This is a genomic window from Pseudomonas sp. F-14 TE3623 (assembly GCF_053629015.1).
The window spans coordinates 1,190,403-1,211,777 of the sequence record NZ_JBRJHM010000001.1 but is presented as its reverse complement, the minus strand read 5'-3'; the positions used below and the strand labels follow the sequence as shown (position 1 = coordinate 1,211,777).

At 60.5% G+C, this 21,375-nt stretch carries 24 protein-coding genes; 23 read left to right on the top strand and 1 reads right to left on the bottom strand.

Annotated features, from left to right (window positions below):
- The first annotated feature begins 133 nt into the window (after window positions 1-133).
- From AB7M29_RS05540 to AB7M29_RS05430, 23 genes are all read left to right on the top strand, one after another.
- Window positions 134-859, top strand: a complete 726-nt coding sequence (locus AB7M29_RS05540; RefSeq protein WP_454246482.1) for a beta-ketoacyl synthase chain length factor — start codon at window positions 134-136, stop codon at window positions 857-859.
- A complete protein-coding gene (locus AB7M29_RS05535) occupies window positions 835-1,644 on the top strand; it encodes a lysophospholipid acyltransferase family protein (protein WP_217855448.1) in 810 nt (269 codons plus the stop codon). The genes AB7M29_RS05540 and AB7M29_RS05535 overlap by 25 nt, the downstream gene beginning before the upstream one ends.
- Window positions 1,625-1,885: a phosphopantetheine-binding protein gene (locus AB7M29_RS05530; RefSeq protein WP_217855446.1), complete on the top strand. Its 261-nt coding sequence runs from the start codon at window positions 1,625-1,627 to the stop codon at window positions 1,883-1,885. Before AB7M29_RS05535 ends, AB7M29_RS05530 begins: the two co-directional genes overlap by 20 nt.
- Before the next feature lie 9 nt (window positions 1,886-1,894).
- On the top strand, window positions 1,895-2,149 hold the full coding sequence (locus tag AB7M29_RS05525) for an acyl carrier protein (RefSeq protein ID WP_007903178.1): 255 nt from the start codon (window positions 1,895-1,897) through the stop codon (window positions 2,147-2,149).
- Window positions 2,146-2,691, top strand: coding sequence for a COG4648 family protein (locus AB7M29_RS05520; RefSeq protein WP_030129182.1), 546 nt, complete (start codon window positions 2,146-2,148; stop codon window positions 2,689-2,691). The genes AB7M29_RS05525 and AB7M29_RS05520 overlap by 4 nt, the downstream gene beginning before the upstream one ends.
- The gene (locus AB7M29_RS05515) at window positions 2,688-4,370 is read left to right on the top strand and encodes an AMP-binding protein (protein WP_454246481.1); all 1,683 of its coding nucleotides are present in this window, start codon (window positions 2,688-2,690) and stop codon (window positions 4,368-4,370) included. Before AB7M29_RS05520 ends, AB7M29_RS05515 begins: the two co-directional genes overlap by 4 nt.
- Window positions 4,371-4,501: 131 nt before the next feature.
- The gene (locus tag AB7M29_RS05510) at window positions 4,502-5,236 is read left to right on the top strand and encodes a glycosyltransferase family 2 protein (protein WP_217855811.1); all 735 of its coding nucleotides are present in this window, start codon (window positions 4,502-4,504) and stop codon (window positions 5,234-5,236) included.
- Window positions 5,233-6,180 (top strand): LpxL/LpxP family acyltransferase, encoded by a 948-nt coding sequence (locus AB7M29_RS05505; protein ID WP_217855442.1) that lies wholly within the window; start codon window positions 5,233-5,235, stop codon window positions 6,178-6,180. Before AB7M29_RS05510 ends, AB7M29_RS05505 begins: the two co-directional genes overlap by 4 nt.
- Window positions 6,161-7,705, top strand: a complete 1,545-nt coding sequence (locus tag AB7M29_RS05500) for an HAL/PAL/TAL family ammonia-lyase (RefSeq protein WP_454246480.1) — start codon at window positions 6,161-6,163, stop codon at window positions 7,703-7,705. Before AB7M29_RS05505 ends, AB7M29_RS05500 begins: the two co-directional genes overlap by 20 nt.
- Complete coding sequence (locus AB7M29_RS05495; protein ID WP_217855437.1) at window positions 7,698-8,123, top strand: acyl-CoA thioesterase; 426 nt, start codon at window positions 7,698-7,700, stop codon at window positions 8,121-8,123. Before AB7M29_RS05500 ends, AB7M29_RS05495 begins: the two co-directional genes overlap by 8 nt.
- Entirely contained in the window at window positions 8,120-8,722 is a 603-nt protein-coding gene (locus AB7M29_RS05490; RefSeq protein WP_454246479.1) for an outer membrane lipoprotein carrier protein LolA, read from the top strand. The genes AB7M29_RS05495 and AB7M29_RS05490 overlap by 4 nt, the downstream gene beginning before the upstream one ends.
- The gene (locus tag AB7M29_RS05485; RefSeq protein WP_454246478.1) at window positions 8,706-11,045 is read left to right on the top strand and encodes an MMPL family transporter; all 2,340 of its coding nucleotides are present in this window, start codon (window positions 8,706-8,708) and stop codon (window positions 11,043-11,045) included. The genes AB7M29_RS05490 and AB7M29_RS05485 overlap by 17 nt, the downstream gene beginning before the upstream one ends.
- Window positions 11,042-12,202, top strand: a complete 1,161-nt coding sequence (locus tag AB7M29_RS05480; protein ID WP_217855431.1) for a sodium:proton antiporter — start codon at window positions 11,042-11,044, stop codon at window positions 12,200-12,202. The genes AB7M29_RS05485 and AB7M29_RS05480 overlap by 4 nt, the downstream gene beginning before the upstream one ends.
- Window positions 12,189-13,436: an NAD(P)/FAD-dependent oxidoreductase gene (locus AB7M29_RS05475; protein ID WP_454246477.1), complete on the top strand. Its 1,248-nt coding sequence runs from the start codon at window positions 12,189-12,191 to the stop codon at window positions 13,434-13,436. Before AB7M29_RS05480 ends, AB7M29_RS05475 begins: the two co-directional genes overlap by 14 nt.
- The gene (locus AB7M29_RS05470) at window positions 13,433-14,158 is read left to right on the top strand and encodes a class I SAM-dependent methyltransferase (RefSeq protein ID WP_217855427.1); all 726 of its coding nucleotides are present in this window, start codon (window positions 13,433-13,435) and stop codon (window positions 14,156-14,158) included. The genes AB7M29_RS05475 and AB7M29_RS05470 overlap by 4 nt, the downstream gene beginning before the upstream one ends.
- On the top strand, window positions 14,158-14,640 hold the full coding sequence (locus AB7M29_RS05465; protein WP_217855420.1) for a DUF3261 domain-containing protein: 483 nt from the start codon (window positions 14,158-14,160) through the stop codon (window positions 14,638-14,640). Before AB7M29_RS05470 ends, AB7M29_RS05465 begins: the two co-directional genes overlap by 1 nt.
- Complete coding sequence (locus tag AB7M29_RS05460; protein WP_454246476.1) at window positions 14,637-15,833, top strand: beta-ketoacyl-[acyl-carrier-protein] synthase family protein; 1,197 nt, start codon at window positions 14,637-14,639, stop codon at window positions 15,831-15,833. The genes AB7M29_RS05465 and AB7M29_RS05460 overlap by 4 nt, the downstream gene beginning before the upstream one ends.
- Window positions 15,830-16,288: a hotdog family protein gene (locus tag AB7M29_RS05455; RefSeq protein ID WP_454246475.1), complete on the top strand. Its 459-nt coding sequence runs from the start codon at window positions 15,830-15,832 to the stop codon at window positions 16,286-16,288. The genes AB7M29_RS05460 and AB7M29_RS05455 overlap by 4 nt, the downstream gene beginning before the upstream one ends.
- Window positions 16,288-17,016 (top strand): 3-oxoacyl-ACP reductase FabG, encoded by a 729-nt coding sequence (fabG, locus tag AB7M29_RS05450; protein ID WP_217855416.1) that lies wholly within the window; start codon window positions 16,288-16,290, stop codon window positions 17,014-17,016. The genes AB7M29_RS05455 and fabG overlap by 1 nt, the downstream gene beginning before the upstream one ends.
- The gene (locus AB7M29_RS05445; protein ID WP_454246474.1) at window positions 17,016-18,242 is read left to right on the top strand and encodes a beta-ketoacyl-ACP synthase; all 1,227 of its coding nucleotides are present in this window, start codon (window positions 17,016-17,018) and stop codon (window positions 18,240-18,242) included. Before fabG ends, AB7M29_RS05445 begins: the two co-directional genes overlap by 1 nt.
- Before the next feature lie 30 nt (window positions 18,243-18,272).
- On the top strand, window positions 18,273-18,719 hold the full coding sequence (locus AB7M29_RS05440; RefSeq protein WP_217855412.1) for an excinuclease: 447 nt from the start codon (window positions 18,273-18,275) through the stop codon (window positions 18,717-18,719).
- A gap of 423 nt (window positions 18,720-19,142) precedes the next feature.
- Window positions 19,143-19,667 (top strand): DUF4822 domain-containing protein, encoded by a 525-nt coding sequence (locus AB7M29_RS05435; protein ID WP_454246473.1) that lies wholly within the window; start codon window positions 19,143-19,145, stop codon window positions 19,665-19,667.
- 102 nt (window positions 19,668-19,769) lie between these two features.
- Window positions 19,770-20,210, top strand: a complete 441-nt coding sequence (locus AB7M29_RS05430) for a hypothetical protein (RefSeq protein WP_052965079.1) — start codon at window positions 19,770-19,772, stop codon at window positions 20,208-20,210.
- 139 nt (window positions 20,211-20,349) lie between these two features.
- On the opposite strand, the gene AB7M29_RS05425 is transcribed toward AB7M29_RS05430, so the two are convergent.
- Entirely contained in the window at window positions 20,350-21,252 is a 903-nt protein-coding gene (locus AB7M29_RS05425) for a LysR family transcriptional regulator (RefSeq protein ID WP_052965078.1), read from the bottom strand.
- Window positions 21,253-21,375: the final 123 nt, after the last annotated feature.

The window sequence follows — 21,375 nt, the reverse complement described above, 5'->3', positions numbered from 1 at the left end:
CAAAATGTAACCAGCATTTGCTACACGCCCGCCGCACCGGGATAATGCGCACCACTCGGCGTTAAGCGCCACGTAAGGTCAGCCGCGATTTCTGCGACTCACCGCGTCAAGGAAGCCCGCAGGGGCGGGATGAATGTCTGTGATCAATTTCAACATCGCCCAATGGCGCGCGTGGGCCCCTGGGCTTGAAAGCGTGGATGATTGGCAGGCCTGGAGCCGACAACCGGTCGTGCTCGAGCCCAGCGATGCCGCCCCCGATGTGTCGTTTTTGCCGGCTATGCAGCGTCGGCGACTCAGCCGTCTGGCGCGGATGGCATTCAGCGTTGGCTGGCCGTTGGCTGATGGTCGCCAGGACCTACCGCTGGTCTTTATTTCCCGCCACGGCGAAACCCCGCGCACTTTCGAAATTCTCAGCGATCTGGCGACTGACCAACCGTTGTCGCCCACTCAGTTCAGCTTGTCGGTGCACAACGCGGTCATCGGCCTATGGTCGATCATGCGCGGCGAAACCAGCGAAATGACCGCCCTCGCTGCGGCCGGTGATGGCCTTGAACACGGCATGCTAGAGGCGGCGGCATTGCTTGATGAAGGAGCGCCTGCGGTACTGCTGGTAGTGACGGAAGAGCAACCGCCCACGGCCTACTCGGCCTGGATCGACGACGTGCCATTCCCTTATGCGGTCGGCCTGCTGATTACGCCCGGCAATCAGTGGCAGCTGTCGCTGAACAGCACCTCGCAAGCGTTGTCCAAAGCCCACTGGCCCCATGCCCTGAATCTGTTGCGTACCCTGCTCGGCCAGCAGACCACCTGCCAACATGCCTGGAAAAATCGTCTATGGACCTGGCAACGCAACCTGTAACCGATAAAAACCGCGACGCCTATTACTGGCGCCTGCTGGCCACTGCCGCAAGCTTCACCCTGTTCGGGTTGGGCGGGCTATGCCTGCGACTGGTGGTGTTCCCGCTGTTGAGTTGCTTGCCGGGAAACGCCCAGGCCCATCGTCAGCGGGCACGACAGACGGTGAGCCGCTGTTTCTGGTTTTTCATTCGGTTCATGGCTCGCACTGGCGTGCTGACTTATGACATTCAGGGTGCGGAAAAGCTTGGGCGGCCAGGCCAGATGATCGTCGCCAATCACCCTTCGCTGATCGATGTGGTGTTTTTGATCGGCCTGGTAGGCCACGCCAACTGCGTGGTCAAGAAAAGCCTCTGGGAAAATCCGTTCACCCGCAGCCCACTACGTCGCACCGATTACATCAGCAACGACGGCAGCATGGACATGCTCGACGCCGCTGCCGACGCGCTGAAAAGCGGTCAGACCCTGATCATTTTCCCCGAGGGCACCCGCACTCAACCCGGCAAACCACCGGCATTTCATCGGGGGGGCGCGGCAATCGCTGTGCGCGGTGCGAAAATCCTCACCCCGGTGATCATCAAGGTCAGCCCGAGCACATTAACCAAGGCCGAACCCTGGTATCGGATCCCCAAACGCCGCGTGCACTTCAGTTTTCGTGTCGGGGCCGATATAGACCCACAGGCCTTCGCTACGCAGGGGCCCGCGCCCCAAGCCTCGCGCAAGCTCAATGATTATTTGCACCATTACTTTATTAAGGAGCTCGCCGAAGATGAGCGATCTACACCGTGAAATCAAAGAACTGATCATTGACGCCCTGGGCCTCGAAGACATCAGCGTCGAAGACATTGGCGATGACCAGACACTGTTCGGCGAAGGCTTGGGCCTGGACTCGGTAGACGCCCTGGAACTCGGTCTGGCGATTCAGAAAAAGTACGGTATCAAAATCGATGCCGACGCCAAGGACACCCGTAATCACTTCACCAACGTGGCGAGCCTTGCGGCGTTCGTCACTGCAAAACAGGCAGCTTGAGACCGGACCATGCAAACTCGTGACGATATTTTCAATACCCTGCGCGATGCTCTGGTCGAACTCTTCGAGCTGGAGCCCGAGCGCATCAGCCTGGGGTCCAACCTGTATCAGGATCTGGAAATCGACAGCATCGATGCGGTCGATCTGATCGATCACATCAAACGCCAGACAGGCAAGAAAATCGCCGCCGAAGAATTCAAATCGGTGCGTACCGTCAGCGACGTGGTCGAGGCGGTCTACCGTCTGGTTCAACCCGCCGCATGAGCCGATTGATCGGCCTGGGCCTGCTGCTGGCAGGCCTGTTGTACCCCTTTGCGGTGTATTTCGGCATGGAGCATTTTGCCCCGTGGCAGTTCGGTCTGCTGCTGGGTAGCCTGTGGCTGGCGCGAGCGCTGACCGGCGAGCGGCGCCCCGGAAGCCTGTGGATGGCCACGGTCGCCATCGGGTTTTGCCTGCTGCTGGCGCTATTCGACAGCCCGGTGCTGCTGCGCTGGTACCCGGTGCTGATCAGCGCGTTCATGTTGGTGCTGTTCGGCCTGAGCCTGAAATACGGCCCACCGATGATCGAACGCCTGGCCCGTCTGCGAGAGCCGGAATTACCGGCCAGGGCCATTCGCTACACCCGCCAGGTGACGATTGCCTGGAGCGTGTTTTTTCTCTGCAACGGCTTGTGCGCCGCCGCCCTGACCCTTTGGGCGCCGCTGAGTTGGTGGATGTTGTACACCGGCCTGATCTCCTACGGATTGATCGGCCTGATGTTTGCCATTGAATGGCTGATACGACAACGGGTAAGAGGCCGCCCATGAATTGGATAACACTTGAGCAACTGTTGCTCAAAGCTCAGCCGGACCGAGCCGTGACGGTGCAACCTGCGTTAAATCACGCGCAATTGTGCGAACAGGCCCTGAGCCTGGCTGCCGGCCTGCAAGCGCAAGGCGTACAGCGCATCGCCGTGCACCTTGAGGACGCTGCCGACCTGGCCATTGCCCTGCTCGGCGCCTGGCGTGCCGGGGTCAGCGTGCTGCTGCCCGCCGACCTGCAAGCGCAGACTCGCCAGCGCTGGTCGACCGAGGTCGATCTGTGGCTGACCGATCAGGCCGACGATGCTCATTTGAGCGATTATCAGCATCCACCGCTGCCGGCCAGCCCGCTGGATCTGGATCGCTGTCAGCTGAGCCTGTGCACCTCCGGCTCCAGTGGCGAACCCAAGCGCATCGACAAAACCCTGCGCCAACTGGCCAATGAAGTCAAAGCGCTGGAGCACCTGTGGGGCGCAGATTTGGGCGAGGCCTGCATCATCGGCAGCGTCGCCACCCAGCACATCTACGGGTTGCTGTTTCGGGTGCTGTGGCCGTTGTGCGCCGGGCGCTCGTTCGTGCGTAAACAACTGGCCTTCCCGGAAGACCTGCAACGCGCCAGCCGCGAACACTCGGCCTTCGCCTGGGTCGCCAGCCCGGCACTGCTCAAACGCATGGGCGACAACCTCGACTGGCCAGCGCTGAGCGCGGTGCGCCGAGTGTTTTCCTCCGGTGGCGCGTTGCCCGCCGATGCGGCGCAAAGCCTGCATGAGCGCCTGCAACAATGGCCGACAGAAATCTTCGGCAGCTCGGAAACCGGCGGCATCGCCTGGCGTCAGGGCCAGAATCTCTGGCAGCCCTTCGCCGAGGTTGCGCTGAGCCAGGACAGCGATGGCGCCTTGCTTATCGCCTCACCGTACTTGCCGGCCGGCCATATCGAACACACCGCCGATGCCGCGCGCATCGCCGCCGACGGCCGTTTCGAGCTGTTGGGACGGCTGGACCGAATCGTCAAACTGGAAGAAAAACGTATCTCGCTACCGATGCTCGAACAAGCGCTGATGACCCATGAGTGGGTCGCTGAAGCGCGGCTTGGCGTCGTCCAGGAAAACCGTGCTTCGCTGGGCGCGCTGCTGGTGTTGAGCGAGCAGGGTTTGCATGCCTTGCGCAATCAGGGTCGACGTACGCTTACTCAGGAGTTGCGCCAACACCTGAGCCAGCATTGCGAAGCACTCGCCCTGCCCCGTCGCTGGCGCCTGTTGCGACAATTGCCACTGAACGCTCAAGGTAAACTGCCTCAGGCCGACGTGGAGACCATATTGCTGGCGCCACGCCCAAAGGCGCCGGAAGTGCTGGAGCAGATCGACACCGATGGCGAGTGGAGCCTGCAACTGGCCGTCCCGCCAGACCTGGCGTATTTCAGCGGGCATTTCCCTCAGACACCGGTATTGCCCGGCGTGGTGCAGGTGGATTGGGCGCTGAGCCTGGGTCAGCAATTGATGGATCTGCCGGCAAAATTCGCCGGTATGGAAGTGCTGAAATTCCAGCAACTGGTGCGCCCCGGTGATGAAATCCAGTTGCACCTGCGCTTCGACTCGGCGCGCAGCAAATTGTATTTCGCCTATCGCAATGAAACCGCCACCTGCTCAAGTGGGCGGATTTTGCTGGAGGCTGCCAGCGATGCATAACTTTGGTGAGTGCTACGCACTCAATCGCGAGCAGGCTCGCTCCCACATTGGATCTCTGTTAAACACGATTTCCCTGTGGGAGCGAGCCTGCTCGCGATGCAGACACCTCGATCCTTCAGATGCACGCCATCATGCATAACCCCTGCGCCGTAATCCCGGTCTACAACCACGAAACCGCAATCACTGCCGTGGTCGATGCCCTGCTTGCCAGTGGCCTGCCTTGCATTCTAGTGGACGATGCCAGCAGTCCGGCCTGCGCCAAGGTACTTGATCAACTGGCCCTGCGTGACCGGGTTTACCTGATCAGGCTCACCGTCAATCAAGGCAAGGGCGGCGCGGTGATGACCGGTTTGCGCGAAGCTTCGCGCCTGGGCTTCAGCCACGCCTTGCAGGTGGACGCTGACGGCCAGCACGACCTGCAAGACGTCAAAGTCTTCATCGAGCATTCGCGCGCTAATCCCGAGGCGGTGATCTGCGGCTATCCGCAATACGACGACAGCGTGCCGAAGGGCCGTTTGTACGCCCGCTACCTGACGCACGTCATGGTGTGGATCAACACCCTGTCATTGCAGATTCGCGACTCCATGTGCGGCTTTCGCGTCTACCCATTGCCACCAACACTGGCACTGATCGACTCGGCCAGGATTGGTAAACGCATGGACTTCGACTCCGACATCCTGGTGCGCCTTGCCTGGCGCAATATGCCAATGCAGTGGCTGAAAACCAAGGTCCATTACCCCTTGGATGGCGTCTCGCATTTCCGCCTGTTCCACGACAATGTACTGATTTCGAGCATGCACACCCGGCTGTTCTTCGGCATGTTGCTGCGCGCACCGGTGATCCTCTGGCGACGGTGGCGAGCATGAGCGACAACGCAGACAAACAGCATTGGGCCGACCGCCAGGAGCGCGGCAGTTTCTGGTTGATGAAGTTCACCGCGCTCTGCGCAAAAGTCTTGGGTCGCCGACTGTTGAGCCCGCTGCTGTACGGCATCGTGCTGTATTTTTTCCTGTTCGGACGCAGCGCCCGCCAAAGCGCCTGGCAATACCAGCAGCGGCTTGCCGACTGGAGCGGTCGTAGCGAATTGCGCCCGAGCCATTGGCGGGTGTTCGGCCAGTTCATGGCGTTCGCCGACTCTATGCTCGACAAGCTCGATGTGTGGAACGGCAAGCTGAGCATCGATCAAATCGAAATCATCGACCCGGCGCTGCTGCGCAATAAACTGCGCGGTACACGCGGGCAAATGCTGGTGGGCGCACACCTGGGCAATCTCGAGGTCTGCCGGGCGCTGGCCGAGATCGGTGAGAAAGTCACCATGAACGTGCTGGTGCACACCAAGCACGCCGAACAATTCAACCGTCTGCTGGGCGAAGCCGGGGCGACCAATCTGCGGCTGATCCAGGTCAGCGAGCTGGACCCGGTGATCATGCTGCAACTGCATGAACGCCTGGAGCGCGGCGAATGGCTGGCGATTGCCGGCGACCGCGTGCCGCTGCATGGCGGACGCAGCGTGAGCGTGGATTTCCTCGGCCATCAAGCCGCGTTTCCTCAGGGCCCATGGTTGCTGGCCGGTCTGCTGAAATGCCCGATCAACCTGATGCTGTGCCTGAAGAAACCCACTGGCGACTATCGACTGACCCTCGAACCGTTCGCCGACGCCATCGTGTGGAAACGCAGCGACCGCGAACAGGTCATTCATCAGTGGGCCTCCCGCTACGCCGAACGCCTGAGTCACTATTGCCTTGAAGCGCCCCAACAATGGTTCAACTTTTACCCTTTCTGGAAGACCGATGACGACGCCAACGCTTGAGCCGGTAACCTTCGGCGAACTCCCTTTGTGCATCGAGGACGTGTTAGCCCTGGCCAACCGCCAGGTGCCGACGCAGTTGCAGGGCGACCCCGAGTTTCGCCAGCGCATCGCCAAGGGGCCGCAGTTCCTTGACTCCCTGTTGGACAAGGAAGGCGTGATTTACGGTGTGACCACCGGTTATGGCGATTCCTGTGTGGTGGCGGTGCCGCTGCACCACGTCGAAGCTCTGCCCCGTCACTTGTATACCTTCCACGGCTGCGGCCTGGGCAAACTGCTCGACGCCCAAGCCACCCGCGCGGTGCTGGCGGCGCGTTTGCAATCGCTTTGCTACGGCGTTTCCGGGGTACGCGTGGAACTGCTGGAGCGTCTGCAAGCCTTCCTCGAACACGACATTCTGCCGCTGATTCCGGAAGAAGGTTCGGTGGGCGCCAGTGGTGATCTGACGCCGCTGTCCTACGTCGCCGCGACCTTGTCCGGCGAGCGCGAAGTGATGTTCCGTGGTGAGCGTCGACAAGCCGCCGATGTGCACAGCGAACTGGGCTGGGAACCGCTAGTATTGCGCCCCAAAGAAGCGCTGGCGCTGATGAACGGCACCGCCGTGATGACCGGCCTCGCTTGCCTGGCTTATGCCCGCGCTGATTACCTGCTGCAACTGGCCACGCGCATCACCGCGCTGAACGTGGTCGCTTTGCAGGGCAACCCGGAACACTTCGACGAGCGCCTGTTCGCCGCCAAACCCCATCCAGGGCAGATGCAAGTCGCCGCATGGTTGCGCAAGGACCTGGCGATCGATGCGCCGACCGCGCCGCTGCATCGCCTGCAAGACCGTTATTCCCTGCGTTGTGCGCCGCACGTGCTCGGTGTGCTGGCCGACAGCCTGAACTGGCTGCGCTCGTTCATCGAGATCGAACTCAACAGCGCCAACGACAACCCGATCATCGACGCCGAAGCCGAACGCGTACTGCACGGTGGGCACTTCTACGGCGGCCATATCGCCTTCGCCATGGACAGCCTGAAAACCCTGGTGGCCAACGTCGCCGACTTGCTCGACCGTCAGCTCGCACTGTTGGTGGACGAGCGCTACAACCATGGTTTGCCAAGCAACCTGTCTGGCGCCACCGCCGACCGCGCGATGCTCAACCACGGCTTCAAGGCTGTGCAGATCGGCACCAGTGCCTGGACTGCCGAGGCGCTGAAAAACACCATGCCAGCCAGCGTCTTCTCGCGTTCCACCGAGTGCCACAACCAGGACAAAGTCAGCATGGGCACCATCGCCGCCCGCGACGCCATCCGCGTGCTGGAGCTGACCGAACAAGTCGCCGCTGCCACGCTGCTGGCTGCCAACCAAGGCGTCTGGCTGCGCGGCCAGGCTGAAGACGCGCGCCCACTGCCACCGGCCCTGGCCGCGATGCACGAAGAATTGGCCAAGGACTTCCCGCCGGTCATCGAAGACCGTGCGCTGGAAGGTGAATTGCGCCTGTGCCTGCAACGCATCGCCGAACAACACTGGAGGCTGCATGCGTAGCAAGGGAGTGCTTCACACCGACACGGAAATCCTCGTACCGTTCTTTGACGTCGACACCATGAACGTGGTCTGGCACGGCCATTACGTCAAATACCTGGAAGTCGCCCGCTGTGCGCTGCTGGACAAGATCGGCCACAACTACGACGCCATGGTGGCGTCGGGTTACGCGTGGCCGGTGATCGACTTGCAGCTGCGCTATGTGCGCGGTGCCGTGTTCGGCCAGATGCTGAATGTGCGCGCCAGCCTGGTGGAGTGGGAAAACCGCCTGAAGATCACCTATCTGATCAGCGATCTGGCCACCGGCGAGCGCCTGACCCGCGCCTGTTCCGTGCAGGTCGCCGTCGACATGAGCAGCCGCGAAATGCAGCTGGCCTCACCGAAGGTGTTCACCGACGCGGTTGAAAGGATGCTGCCATGAATTCGCTGCTCAAATGCCTCGGCGCCTTCGCGTTGCTCGGGCTTTCATCATTGGCGCAAGCCTTCGATCTGCAACAGCTCAGCGATCAACTGGCCAAACCCGATGTGATCCACGGCAGCTTCATCCAGGAAAAACACCTGCGCGCCCTGCCCCAGCCGCTGACCAGCAAGGGCACCTTCGTTCTGGCAAAAAACCATGGTCTGCTCTGGCTGCTGAAAACCCCGCTGCAACAGGACTACCGCATCAGCGACAAGGGCATTGCCCGGCGTGATGCCAACGGTTGGCAAATGCTGCCGAACAAGAGCGCCGGCGCCGAGCAGAACCGCTTGTTCCTCGCGGTGCTGCAAGGCGACAGCAGTGGCCTGCAACGGGATTTCGAGCTTTCGCTGAGCGGCGACGCACAAAACTGGAAGCTGACCCTGACCCCGCGTTCGATGCTGCTCAAGCAGGTGTTCAATCAGATCAACATTGACGGTGGCGAACTGGTGCACAGCATCGAGCTGCTCGAAACCCAGGGTGACCGAACCCTGTTGCGCATGCAGGACAGCACCAGCGCACAACCTTTGAGCGATGCGGAGCAACATGACTTTGCCGAGTGAACGGATGCTGCCGCGGCTGTTTCTGATCCTGCTGCTGGCGGTGCTCGCGCTCGCCGGCTGGCAATGGCGCGGCGACGCACCACTGTCGGCCAACCTGATGGAACTGGTGCCAGGCACCGCGCCGGACGCCCTGGAACTGCGCGCCGAACAACGCATGCAAGAACCATTGAATCGGGAAATGCTGGTGCTGGTCGGCCATAAAGACCGCCAGCAAGCCATCGCCATGGCGCAAAAGCTGGGCGAGCAATGGCAGGCCAGCGGCGTGTTCGAAAAGGTCCAGTGGAACCTGCAGGCCGACTTGCCGGCGCTACGCACGCAATTGCTGCAAGGCCGCCTGGCGATGCTGTCCGCGACCGACCGGCAGCAACTCATCGAGCACCCCGACGTCTTTATTCAGCAACGGGTACAAGCCCTGTTCGACCCGTTCACCGGCTTCAGCCTGGTGCCGAGCCAGGACGACTGGCTCGGCCTGACCGGGCGCATCCAGAACAGCCAGCCACAGCACGGCTCTGTGCAACTGGACATCGGCAGCGGTGCGCTGGTTGCCGATGCTGACGGCAAGAGTTGGGTGATGCTGCGGGCGCAAACCGTCGGCAACGCATTCGACATGAACCTGCCGCTGCAAGTGGCTGACCTGCTCCAGCACAGTCGCGAAGAAGCCGCCCGGTCGGATGTGCAACTACTCGCCGCCAGTGGCCTGTTGTATGCCGCCAGCGGTCAACGGCAAGCCGCACGCGAGATGACCTGGGTCGGCGGCGGCGCCACGGTCGGGATTTTGTTGTTGCTGTTGCTGGCCTTCCGGCGCTGGCGGGTGTTGTTGGCATTCGTCCCGGTGCTGGTGGGCATGCTGTTCGGCGCGGTTGCCTGCGTGGCGCTGTTCGGTCACATGCATGTGATGACGCTGGTGTTGGGCTCCAGCCTGATCGGCGTGGCGGTGGATTACCCGCTGCATTACCTGTCCAAAAGCTGGAGCCTGAAACCCTGGCACAGCTGGCCGGCGTTGCGCCTGACCCTGCCGGGGCTGACGCTGAGCCTGATCACCAGTTGCATCGGCTACCTGGCCCTGGCCTGGACGCCGTTCCCGGCCCTGACCCAAATTGCCGTGTTCTCCGCCGCCGGTCTGGTGGGCGCCTATCTGTCGGCAGTGTGCCTGCTGCCAGCGCTGCTCAAGGGCGTGGATCTGCGTCCGGCACAATGGCCGATGCGCATCGCCGAGAAGTTGCTGGAGCTGCGTGAATCGCTGCTGAAATACTTGCGCACGCCGGTACTGCTGGCACTGCTGATCGCCTTCTGTGTCGGCGGTCTGTTGCAGTTGCAGAGCAAAAACGACATTCGCCAATGGGTCGGCACGCCGCAGCAACTGACTGACGAAGCCCAGACCATCGCGCGCATCACCGGCTATCAGCCTACCAGCCAGTTCTTCCTGGTGTGCGCGACCAATCAGCAGGAGTTGCTCGAACGCCTGACGGCACTGAGCGAGCGTCTGGATCAATTGGTCAATCTGGAGAAACTTCAGGGCTATCTGTCGCTCAATCAACTGGTCAGCCAGCCGAGCGAACAGCGCAAAGTGCGTGAAGCACTGAGCAAACTGCCGCAGTTCTGGCAACCGTTGCTCGAACTCGGCGTGCCGGCCGCCGCGTTGCAAGCCGAGTTGGCAACGTTGCAGGCGCTGCCCACCGAAGACATCGACGCAGCGCTGGCCGGCCCATTGGCCGAGCCCTACCGCACCCTGTGGCTGGGACCGACCGATGACGGCGTGGCGGCGATGGTCAGCCTGCAAGGCTTGAACAATCCCACGCTGCTGCGGGTCCAGGCGCTGGACTTGCCGGGTGTGGAACTGGTGGATCGCCTCGGCGAACTGAACCAGGTTTTCGCCGCCACTCAAATCAGCGCCGCTGAACTGAAACTCGCCTCCTGCGTGTTGATCGTGCTGGTGCTGATCCTGCCATTCGGTCTCGGTGGCGCGTTACGCATCGTCTCCCTGCCATTGCTGGCGGCCCTGTGCAGTCTGGCAAGCCTGGGTTGGCTCGGTCAGCCGCTGACATTGTTCAGCCTGTTCGGCCTCTTGCTGGTGACGGCGATCAGCGTCGATTATGCGATCCTCATGCGCGAACAGATCGGTGGTGCTGCGGCGAGCCTGCTGGGCACTTTGCTGGCAGCGGTGACCACTTGGCTGTCGTTCGGCCTGCTGGCGGTGTCCAGCACGCCGGCGGTGAGCAACTTCGGCCTGTCGGTGAGCCTCGGCCTGGCGTTCAGTTTCATTCTGGCGCCGTGGGCCGGACGCCAAGTCCACGCCGCCCCAATCACGGAGCCGGCAGCATGATGGTCGCTGTGTTCTGGTTGATGGCCCTGGTGTTGTTCGCCGTGGCCACCCGTATCGGTCGTCATTTCGGTCTGATTCCGATTGTCAGCCAGTTGCTGCTGGCGACCTTCGGCCTGCCATTGCTGATGTACTTCTGGATCGAACCGGGCTGGCACTTGAGCGGCGCCGACCTGATCTCGCCGGACTGGCTGAAGAACCTCTACAGTCTGAGCTTTGCCTTACTGTTGGGGCACATCCTCAGCGACGTGATTGACCTGCGGCTGGAACGCCAGAGCCTGAAAATCGCCCTGCCGAGTTTCTGCATTCCGTTTGCCTGCGGGCTGGTAACGGCAGTCTGGTTGTTGCCGCCGCAGCCGTGGATCAGCTCGCTGGCGGTCGGTCTGCTGTTCGCCATCACCGCGATTCCCGTGTTGTATCTGTACCTGCGACACATCAACTACCCGCCCGCTGCCACCCGACGCCTGGTGCAGACCGCGATCCTGATCGACCTGACCTGCTGGACCCTGTTCGCGTTCGCCCAAGGCAGCCTGCACCTGAGCAGCCTCTTGCTGCCGCTGGCCGGCGCCTGCCTGCCGTTGTTGCTGCGGCTGCTCGGGTTGCGCCAACCGTTGCTGCACAGCGGCTGCTTCTTCGCGCTGCTGGTGGTCGCCGAACACTTCAAACTCAATGCGCTGATTTTCGGCATCGGCTATCTGCTGTGCATGGCCACGCTCAAGGTGCCATTGGTGCTGCCATTGTCGGCGGCGTGGATGAGCCGTTTGCAAACCTGGATTGCCATCCCGCTGATCCTCACGTTCGGCATCGTGCAGATCAACGTGCACAGCGCCATCGACAGTCTCAGCGGCGTGCAACTGGCCGCGCTCCTGCTGTTGCCGATCGCCAGCAAACTGTTGGGCAACTGGCTGGGCCTCGGCTGGGCTGGCGCCTCGTTTGAAGGTGCCAGCCGCTGGCGGGAAAGCCTGCTGCTGAATATTCGCGGCTTGAGCGAGATCGTCTTTCTCAACCTGCTGCTGCAACAACAGCTCATCAGCCCGGCGCTGTACTTCGCGCTGATGCTGATGGGCCTGATCGCAACCCTGCTGCCGGCACTCGCCGGCATGCACCGAATCCCTTTGAACATCGCCGCCCCGGCAAGGAGCACCCGTGCCAACAGTTGAAATGGAACGTCGTCAGGTACTGGTAATCGGCGCCGGCCCCTCGGGCGCCATCGCCGCCGCGCTGCTCAAGCGTAAAGGTCATGATGTGCTGATGATCGAGCGCCAGCATTTCCCACGGTTTTCCATCGGTGAAAGCCTGCTGTCCCACTGCCTGGATTTCGTCGAAGAAGCCGGCATGCTCGAGGCGGTAAATGCTGCTGGTTTCCAGCGCAAAAACGGTGCAGCGTTCGCTTGGGGCGATCAGTACAGCACCTTCGATTTCGGCGACACCTTCACCAACGGCAAGCCGACCACGTTCCAGGTCACGCGCGCCGACTTCGACAAGCTGCTGGCCGATCAAGCTGAGTTGCAGGGTGTCGATGTCCGTTATGGCGAAGCCATCGTCAGCGCCGATTTCAGCCTGCCGAAACCGCAGCTCGATGTGCTTCGCGAAGACGGCAGTCAATACCGCGTCGAGGCCGACTTCGTGCTCGATGCCAGCGGCTACGGTCGCGTGCTGCCGCGCTTGCTCGATCTTGAAGCACCGTCGAACTTCCCGGTGCGCCAAGCCGTGTTTACCCATGTCGAAGACTGTATCGACAACCCGGCTTTCGACCGGGAGAAAATTCTCATCACTACCCATCCGACCCAGCGGGATATCTGGTTCTGGACCATCCCATTCAGCAACGGCCGTTGCTCGGTGGGCGTAGTGGCGGCCGCCGAACATTTCGCAGGCCGCACCGAGAATCTGGACGATTGCCTGCGCGGCTTTATCGCTGAAACCCCAAGCCTGGCCGGTGTGCTGAACAACGCCGTGTGGGATACGCCCGCGCGGACCATCGGCGGCTATTCTGCCAACGTCAAAACCCTGCACGGCAAAGGTTTCGCTCTGTTGGGCAACGCGGCGGAATTTCTCGACCCGGTGTTCTCTTCCGGTGTGACCATCGCCATGCGTTCGGCGAGCATGGCCGCCGGGGTGCTGCACCGCCAATTGCAAGGTGAAAGCGTCGACTGGCAGACCGAGTTCGCCGAACCGCTCAAGCGCGGCGTCGACACCTTCCGTTGCTACGTCGAAGGCTGGTACGCCGGGACCTTTCAGGATGTGATTTTCTATCAGGGCGGCGCAGCGGAAATCCGCCGCATGATCAGCTCGATCCTCGCGGGTTACGCCTGGGATGAACGCAACCCGTTTGTCAGCGAACCCAAACGTCGACTGCGGATGATTTCGGACCTGTGCGCCCAGGATCCGACATGAGTTACTTGAGCGACAACTATGTCGAAGAAACCCGTTTCGGTTTCTGGTTTCTGCGCAGTCACACCTGGCAGCACCATGTATTGCGAGTGGCGATCAATGATTTGCGCGACCTGTTCAGCGCGCCATTGCCCGACAACCCGGTATTGCTGGATGCCGGTTGCGGCCAGGGCAAATCGTTCCAGTACCTGCGCCAGACCTTCGCGCCTCGGCGCCTGATCGGGCTGGATGCCGACCCTCACAGCCTGAACCTGAGCGGCGAAGAAGCGGCTCGCCAGGGCATGGATGTAGAACTCATCGGCAGTGACTGCGCGAACATCAAAGTGCCGGACGCCAGCGTCGATCTGCTGTTCTGTCACCAGACCTTCCATCACCTTGTCGAGCAGGATCAGGCCCTGGCCGAGTTCTATCGGGTGCTCAAGCCGGGCGGCTATTTGCTGTTCGCCGAGTCCACCGAGGCTTACATTGATACATGGGTAATTCGTTGGCTGTTCCGCCACCCGATGCACGTGCAGAAGAGCGCCGCCGGCTACCTGGAGATGATTCGTCGGCAGGGTTTTGAATTCGGCGTGCAGAACGTGTCTTACCCTTACTTGTGGTGGAGTCGCGCCAAGGATTTCGGCCTGCTCGAACGCTTCGGCCTGCGCCAGCCCAAAACCTTTGGCCAACGGGAAGAAACTCTGGTCAATGTAGTCGCGCGCAAGCCTCTTGAAGGGTGTGCCTGATGATCCGTTTCCTGCTTCTGGGTTGCCTCCTGTTGCTGAGCGCTTGCGCCAGCCAGGCACCGCTGCCCGAGCGAACCCCGAACCTGGCGTTGCCGCTGCAACTGCACATCGAACGGCAGATGGCCGAACAGCGTCAGGACTGGCTACTGGTGATCCAGCGTGAAGGTCCAGGCATTCGCTGGTCGATGATGGACCCTTTGGGGATTCCCGTGGCACGGCAGAAATTGATCGATGGCCAGTGGCAGGCCGACGGCCTGCTGCCGCCTAATCCGGAAGCCCGGGAGCTGTTCGCCGCCTTGTTGTTTGCGTTGACCCCTGCGGGCGAGTTGCATGGCAGCTATCCCGCCGCCCGGCAGGATGGCGGGCAACGGTCATTGTCACCGCGCTGGAACATTCGTTACTCACAACCATTGAGCTTTGAATTGAACGTGTCCCAAGGCCCGCACTATCGCATTACTCCGTTAGGCGAGCACACGCCATGACGGCTTATCTGAACGCCCTCGGGGTGATCTGCGCCTTGGGCCGCGACAAGCAGGAAGTCGCCCGCAACCTGTTTGCCGGCGATTGCTCGGGCATGCGCAGCGAGGCCGGCTGGGTGGTGGAACGCTCGCTGCCGGTCGCGGCGGTGCGCGGTGAGCTGGCGCCGATTCCGGCTGAGCTGGCGCATCAAAGCAGTCGCAACAATCAATTGCTGCTGGAGGCTGCGCTGCAGATCCGCGAAGACATCGAGCAGGCGATCCAGACCTACGGTCGCGACCGTATCGGCGTCATTCTGGGCACCAGCACTTCGGGCATTCACGAGGCCAGCAGCGGTCTGGCCCATTACATCCGAGAGCATCAGTTCCCTGCCGATTATGACTATCAGCAACAGGAACTCGGCGCGCCGGCGACGTTTCTCGCCGACTGGCTGCAATTGAGCGGCCCGGCCTATGTGATTTCCACCGCCTGCACCTCCAGCGCCCGTGCGCTGATGAGTGCTCAACGACTGCTCGATCTGGGCGTGTGCGACGCTGTGTTGTGCGGCGGTGTCGACAGCTTGTGCAAGCTGACCCTCAACGGTTTCTCGGCCCTGGAAGCGGTGTCCGAGCAGCGCTGCAACCCGTTTTCAGCCAACCGCAACGGCATCAATATCGGCGAAGCGGCGGTGCTGTTTCTGATGAGCAAATGCCCCGGCAATAGCCAACCGATTGCCCTGCTCGGCAGTGGCGCCAGTTCCGATGCACACCATATTTCCGCGCCGGAACCGACCGGCCGTGGCGCTCTGCAAGCGATGCGCAAAGCCTTGAGCCGCGCGGGCCTGCAACCGCAGCAGATCGGTTATCTGAACCTGCACGGCACCGCCACGCAACATAACGACGCCATGGAAAGCCTGGCCGTGACGACGCTATTCCCGCAAGGCGTGCCCTGCTCATCGACCAAACCGATGACCGGCCATACCCTCGGCGCTGCCGGTGCCCTGGAGGCGGCGTTCTGCTGGTTGAGCCTGAGCGCGGACAACAGCGAACATGCCTTGCCGCCTCACGTCTGGGACGGCAAGGCCGACCCCGAATTACCGGCCCTGCATTGGGTGACCCCGACCGACCACCTGACGTCCATTGCACCTCGCTACCTGATGAGCAATTCCTTTGCCTTCGGTGGCAATAACGTCAGCCTGATTATCGGAGACGCCCCATGATTGCCTGGCCGCTCGCCGAACTGCTGCCGCATGCTGGCGACATGATCCTCATCGAGCAGATCCTGTCGTTCGATGACGAGCAGATTCACACCCGACTCACCGTCAAACCCGGCGGGCTGTTCAACCGCCCCGACGGCAGCCTGCCGGCCTGGGTCGGCATCGAGCTGATGGCCCAGAGCGTCGCCGCGTACGCCGGCTGCCATGCGCGCAAGAAAGGCAATGCGGTGGAGTTGGGTTTCCTGCTCGGCACCCGAAAATTCGAATGCAACGTGGAACACTTCCCCGCCGGCACCGAGTTGACCATTCATGGGATACGCTCGCTGGAAGACGACAACGGCATGGGTGTGTTCGAATGCCATCTCACCGCCCCCGGCATCCACGCCACCGCCCGGCTGAACGTGTTTCGCCCGCCTCAGGCCGCGCAATATCTTCATGAACCCCAAGGAGTCGAGTGATGACTGAATCCGTACTGGTCACCGGCTCCAGCCGTGGTATCGGCCGCGCCATCGCGTTGCGTCTGGCCCGAGCCGGGCATGACATCGTGCTGCATTGCCGCAGTGGTCTGGCGGACGCCGAAGCCGTCAAGGCCGAAATCGAGGCCCTGGGCCGCAACGCTCGCATTCTGCAATTCGACGTGTCCGACCGTGCCCGTTGCAAAGCTATTCTCGAAGCCGATGTCGAAGCTCATGGCGCCTATTACGGCGTAGTGCTCAACGCTGGCCTGACCCGCGACGGTGCTTTTCCAGCCCTGAGCGAGGAGGATTGGGATCTGGTGATGCGCACCAATCTCGACGGTTTCTACAACGTGCTGCACCCGGTAATGATGCCGATGATCCGTCGTCGCGCCGCCGGACGGATTGTCTGCATTACCTCGGTCTCCGGCCTGATCGGCAATCGCGGGCAAGTCAATTACAGCGCGTCCAAGGCCGGTTTGATCGGCGCAGCCAAGGCGCTGGCGATCGAACTGGGCAAGCGCAAAATCACGGTTAACTGTGTCGCACCCGGCCTGATCGACACGGCGATGCTCGACGAAAACGTGCCGGTGGAAGAACTGATGAAAATGATCCCCGCACAACGCATGGGTACCCCGGAAGAGGTGGCCGGTGCGGTGAATTTCCTGATGTCGGCGGAAGCGTCGTACATCACCCGGCAGGTTCTGGCCGTCAATGGAGGCCTGTGCTGATGAAACGCGTCGTCGTCACCGGCATGGCCGGCATTACCTCACTGGGCAGCGACTGGGACACCATCGCCGGCAACTTCGCCGCCAATCGCAGCGGCATCCGCCGCATGGACGAGTGGGACCGTTTCACTGAACTCAACACGCGCCTGGCCGGGCCGATCGATGACTTCAAGGTGCCAAGCCACTGGACCCGCAAGCAGCTGCGCAGCATGGGCCGCGTCTCGCGCCTGGCCGTGGGCGCGGCTGAACAGGCCTTGACGGACGCCGGTCTGCTGGGTGACGAGTCGATCAAGGACGGACGCATGGGCGTTTCCTGCGGCTCGTCCACCGGCAGCACCGACGAGATCAAGGCGTTCGGCAAAATGCTGCTCAACTCAGTGGCCGAAGGCCTGAACGCCAACTCTTACGTACGAATGATGCCGCACACCACGGCAGCGAATATCAGCATCTTCTTTGGCCTCACCGGCCGACTGATCCCGACCTCCAGCGCCTGCACCAGCGGCAGCCAGGGCATCGGTTATGCCTACGAATCGATCAAGTTCGGCCGCCTGCCGCTGATGCTCGCCGGCGGCGCCGAAGAGCTGTGCCCGACCGAAGCCATGGTGTTCGATGCGCTCTACGCCACCAGCCTGAAAAACGACGCCCCGCAAACCAGCCCTCGCCCTTACGACACCGGCCGCGATGGCCTGGTTATCGGTGAAGGCGGCGGCATGCTGGTGCTTGAAGAACTCGAACACGCCCTGGCGCGCGGTGCACATATCCACGCCGAGATCGTGGGTTTCGGCAGCAACGCCGACGGTCAGCACGCCACCCGTCCGGAGCAGCTCACCATGCGGCGGGCCATGGAACTCGCCCTGGAAGACGCCGGACTGCAACCTTCGGACATCGGCTATGTGAACGGTCATGGCACCGCTACGGAACAGGGCGACATTGCCGAAACACTGGCCACCAGCGCGTTGTTCGGCGAACACATGCCAATCAGTTCGCAGAAGAGTTTCCTCGGTCATACCCTGGGAGCCTGCGGCGCTCTGGAGTCCTGGTTCAGCATCGAAATGATGAACCGCGACCAGTACGTGCATACGTTCAACCTCGATGAGGTCGATCCGCAGTGCGGCAAGCTCGATTACCTGCGCGGTGAATTCCGGCAGATGAGCAACCAGTACGTGATGAACAACAATTTCGCTTTTGGTGGGGTCAACACCTCGTTGATTTTCCGCCGCTGGTCGTAATCGGAATTACTCAGGGTCAAGGAGACCTCCATGCACTTCAAGAAACTCGCTGCCGCCGCCACCCTGCTGATCTGTGCGTTGCCGGGCATCAGCCAGGCCCGTGACACCGCGGTGTATCTGCCTTTTGACAAAGCAGTCGCCGAAGCAACCCGCGCCGGCAAAATCGATGGCAGCGTGAAATTCTACCTGGCGGGCAATACCCCGACTGGCAACGTCACCGTCCTCAGTACGGGTGCCGTGACCAACAAGAAAACCAACGCCTTCAACAAGTCTGACGAAGTGGCCTGCGAGTGGGTCGCGCAATCGGCAATCATCAGCCTGCACCAAGCAGCGAAGAACGCCGGCGCCAACGCCGTGACCAACATCGTCAGTTTCTACAAGAGCAACGAGCGCAAGGATGCCAAGAACTATGAGTGCCATGCTGGGGCGCTCATGGCGGGCGTTGCGTTGAAAGGGGATTTGGCGAAGGTTCAGTAACGCCTGACGCAGACTAGCCGCGACACACTCAGGTATTACCGAGGATCAAAAGATCGCAGCCTTCGGCAGCTCCTACATAGATCGGTGTAGGCGCTGCCGAAGGCTGCGATCTTTTAAACGCTTTACGCGCCAGCAACTTCTCGCCACATCTGAGTCCTCGGCACATACATGAAACATAGGAAAACGGAGTGTATCACTTCGGAAAGCTCCTACAGCCAGCCTTGTGATTTCAATATATAGGCAAACCCAAACAACCAGCACATCTAAAACAAGCGCGACGAAGTATTACTTCGAAAAAACGCCGAACTATTACAATTCATTACCCCGCTATTGCCCCCCTCACTCCCAGCCTATACTTTTCACGCATTGAATCTGGATAATCAATAGCGAGCAACCAACAAAAGCAGATAAGGAGTTATCCGCATGCAAAAGAACAACATTACTTCTACATGCCTACTTCTTGCGGCATTGTTCTGTCCGCTGGGTAGTTTTGCGCAACAAGCCCCCGCCACTGCCGATACTCGGGCTCTGGCATCTTCTCCTCGATGGCTGACAACCAAGGTCTATATAGAGGGCGCACCACAAACGGACGTAAAAGCGAATTATCCTGGCGTGGTAGGAATATCGACGTGGGATCCCGAACGCAATCGCTATGAATTCTTTTACACCGATACGGGAAATTCAAAGTACGACAATGGAGGTGGAGGTTACTTCTTTGTCACTGGTGATCAAAAAAGCCACATTTTAGTGCCCGATATCGGGCCAACCAAAACCGTAGTCAGGCGATTGGAAAAGTTGAATCCAAATGAATTCACCTATTCTCGCGAAGTGCCTCGCGACATGATAGCCAATAACCCTCTGGTGCGTATCTATGTAGTTCATGCCCCCTACACTGGAACAGTGGAAACAAAGTCCACCATTAAGCCAGATACTAATATCACAAACTGAAACCAGTCGCCCATAGCACACTAAATGACTCAGGTAGTTCCGCTGGAGTAGCGTTACCGCTTGAAATCAATCTTGCCGCCTAATAAAACATGGAATTTCAACATGCAGAAATCACTCAAAACACTCCTTGCATCTACGCTTTTGATAACCTCGGCCTTCTGCGGCGCTGTCAATGCGCAGTCCACAACAAATTCCCCTGCAAAAAATGCCGTTGCCACGCCAGATAATGCGGTCATGCTGACCGTATTTTTAAAGCACGATCAATCACGGCCATTGGGCGAATTAAAGGCTCAACTTGCCAAACAAGGATTCTATAAGGCATTTCCACCTGCGGGAGTAGAGGTTGTCAGTTGGAACATAATGATGGGTATCGGACAAGTCGTCACAGTGCGCTTCCCGGCCTCCCGTCTTGCCGAAGTAAACCTTGCACTTGAAAATACAGCGTGGGGAAGTTACAAAACCGAGTTCTATCCGACCTATGATTTCAAAGCTATAGCACAGGCGGAACAAAACAAGGCGCAGCAAACGCAAACTGCCCAGTGATGCTAGTTGGCGCGAGTGTTAGCGAATTCATTGCGCGATGGTTGCGATCTGATGGATGTCATCGGGCGACGATTGCAGGTGCAGGTTTCGGTGTAGTGCCTGGTAAAAAAACGGGTGACCTCACTGGGGTCACCCGTAGTTACGGCTTCAAAGGTTCAACCTTACGCGTCAGCAATTCCACAAACGCCTTGGCCATCGGCGACTTCTGATCCTTGCGCTGTACCAGCCACACCGCCGACACCGCTTCCGGATCGAGCAACGGGCGGTAGACCACGCCATCAATACGCATCCGCTGATACGACGCCGGCAATACCGACACTCCCAGACCTGCCGCCACCAACCCGATAATCGTCATCGCCTCGCCAGCCTCTTGCGCGAAGTGCGGGCTGAACCCGACATCCCGCGCCAGGCTGAGCAGCTGTGCGTACAAACCACTGCCATAGCTACGTGGGAAAAATACGAAGGGTTCGAGGGCCAGCGCCGAGAGGAATAAACCGTCTTCGCTGCCGCTCACCAACGGATGCTTGGAGCTAAGCACCGCCACCAGTGGCTCGCGCATCAGTTCCACCACGCTGAGTGAGTCCGGCAAGCCCAGCGGCCGCATGATGCCGACTTCAATCGACTCATCCACCAATGCATCGGCCACTTGGGTGCTGCTCATTTCCCGCAGATTCAGGTGTACCGCCGGGAAACTCTGGCGAAACGAGAAAATCGCCTGAGGAATGGTCGAGTTGAACGGGGCCGACGAGGTGAAGCCGATCTTCAGTTCACCCAACTCTCCGAGTTGTGCCCGTCGCGCAACGTCCGCCGCTTTGTCGACTTGAGCCAGCACCAACCGCGCCTCTTCCAGAAACAGCCGACCGGCCTCACTGAGTTCGACCCGACGATTGGTCCGTTCGAATAACCGGGCGCCGACCTCCTGTTCCAGCGCCTGAATCTGCTGGCTCAGCGGCGGTTGCGAGATGCCCAGCACTTGGGCTGCGCGGCCGAAATGCAGTTCTTCGGCGACGGCGATGAAGTAGCGCAGGTGGCGCAATTCCATGAAAACTCCATTAGGTCGTAAAACCTATCAAACAGGTCGAACAATATATTGGATTGAATCATTAGCCAGCTATATGATTTTTTCATTGCCTGACCGGCTGCGCCCCTCCGAGGTCCGAAGTGA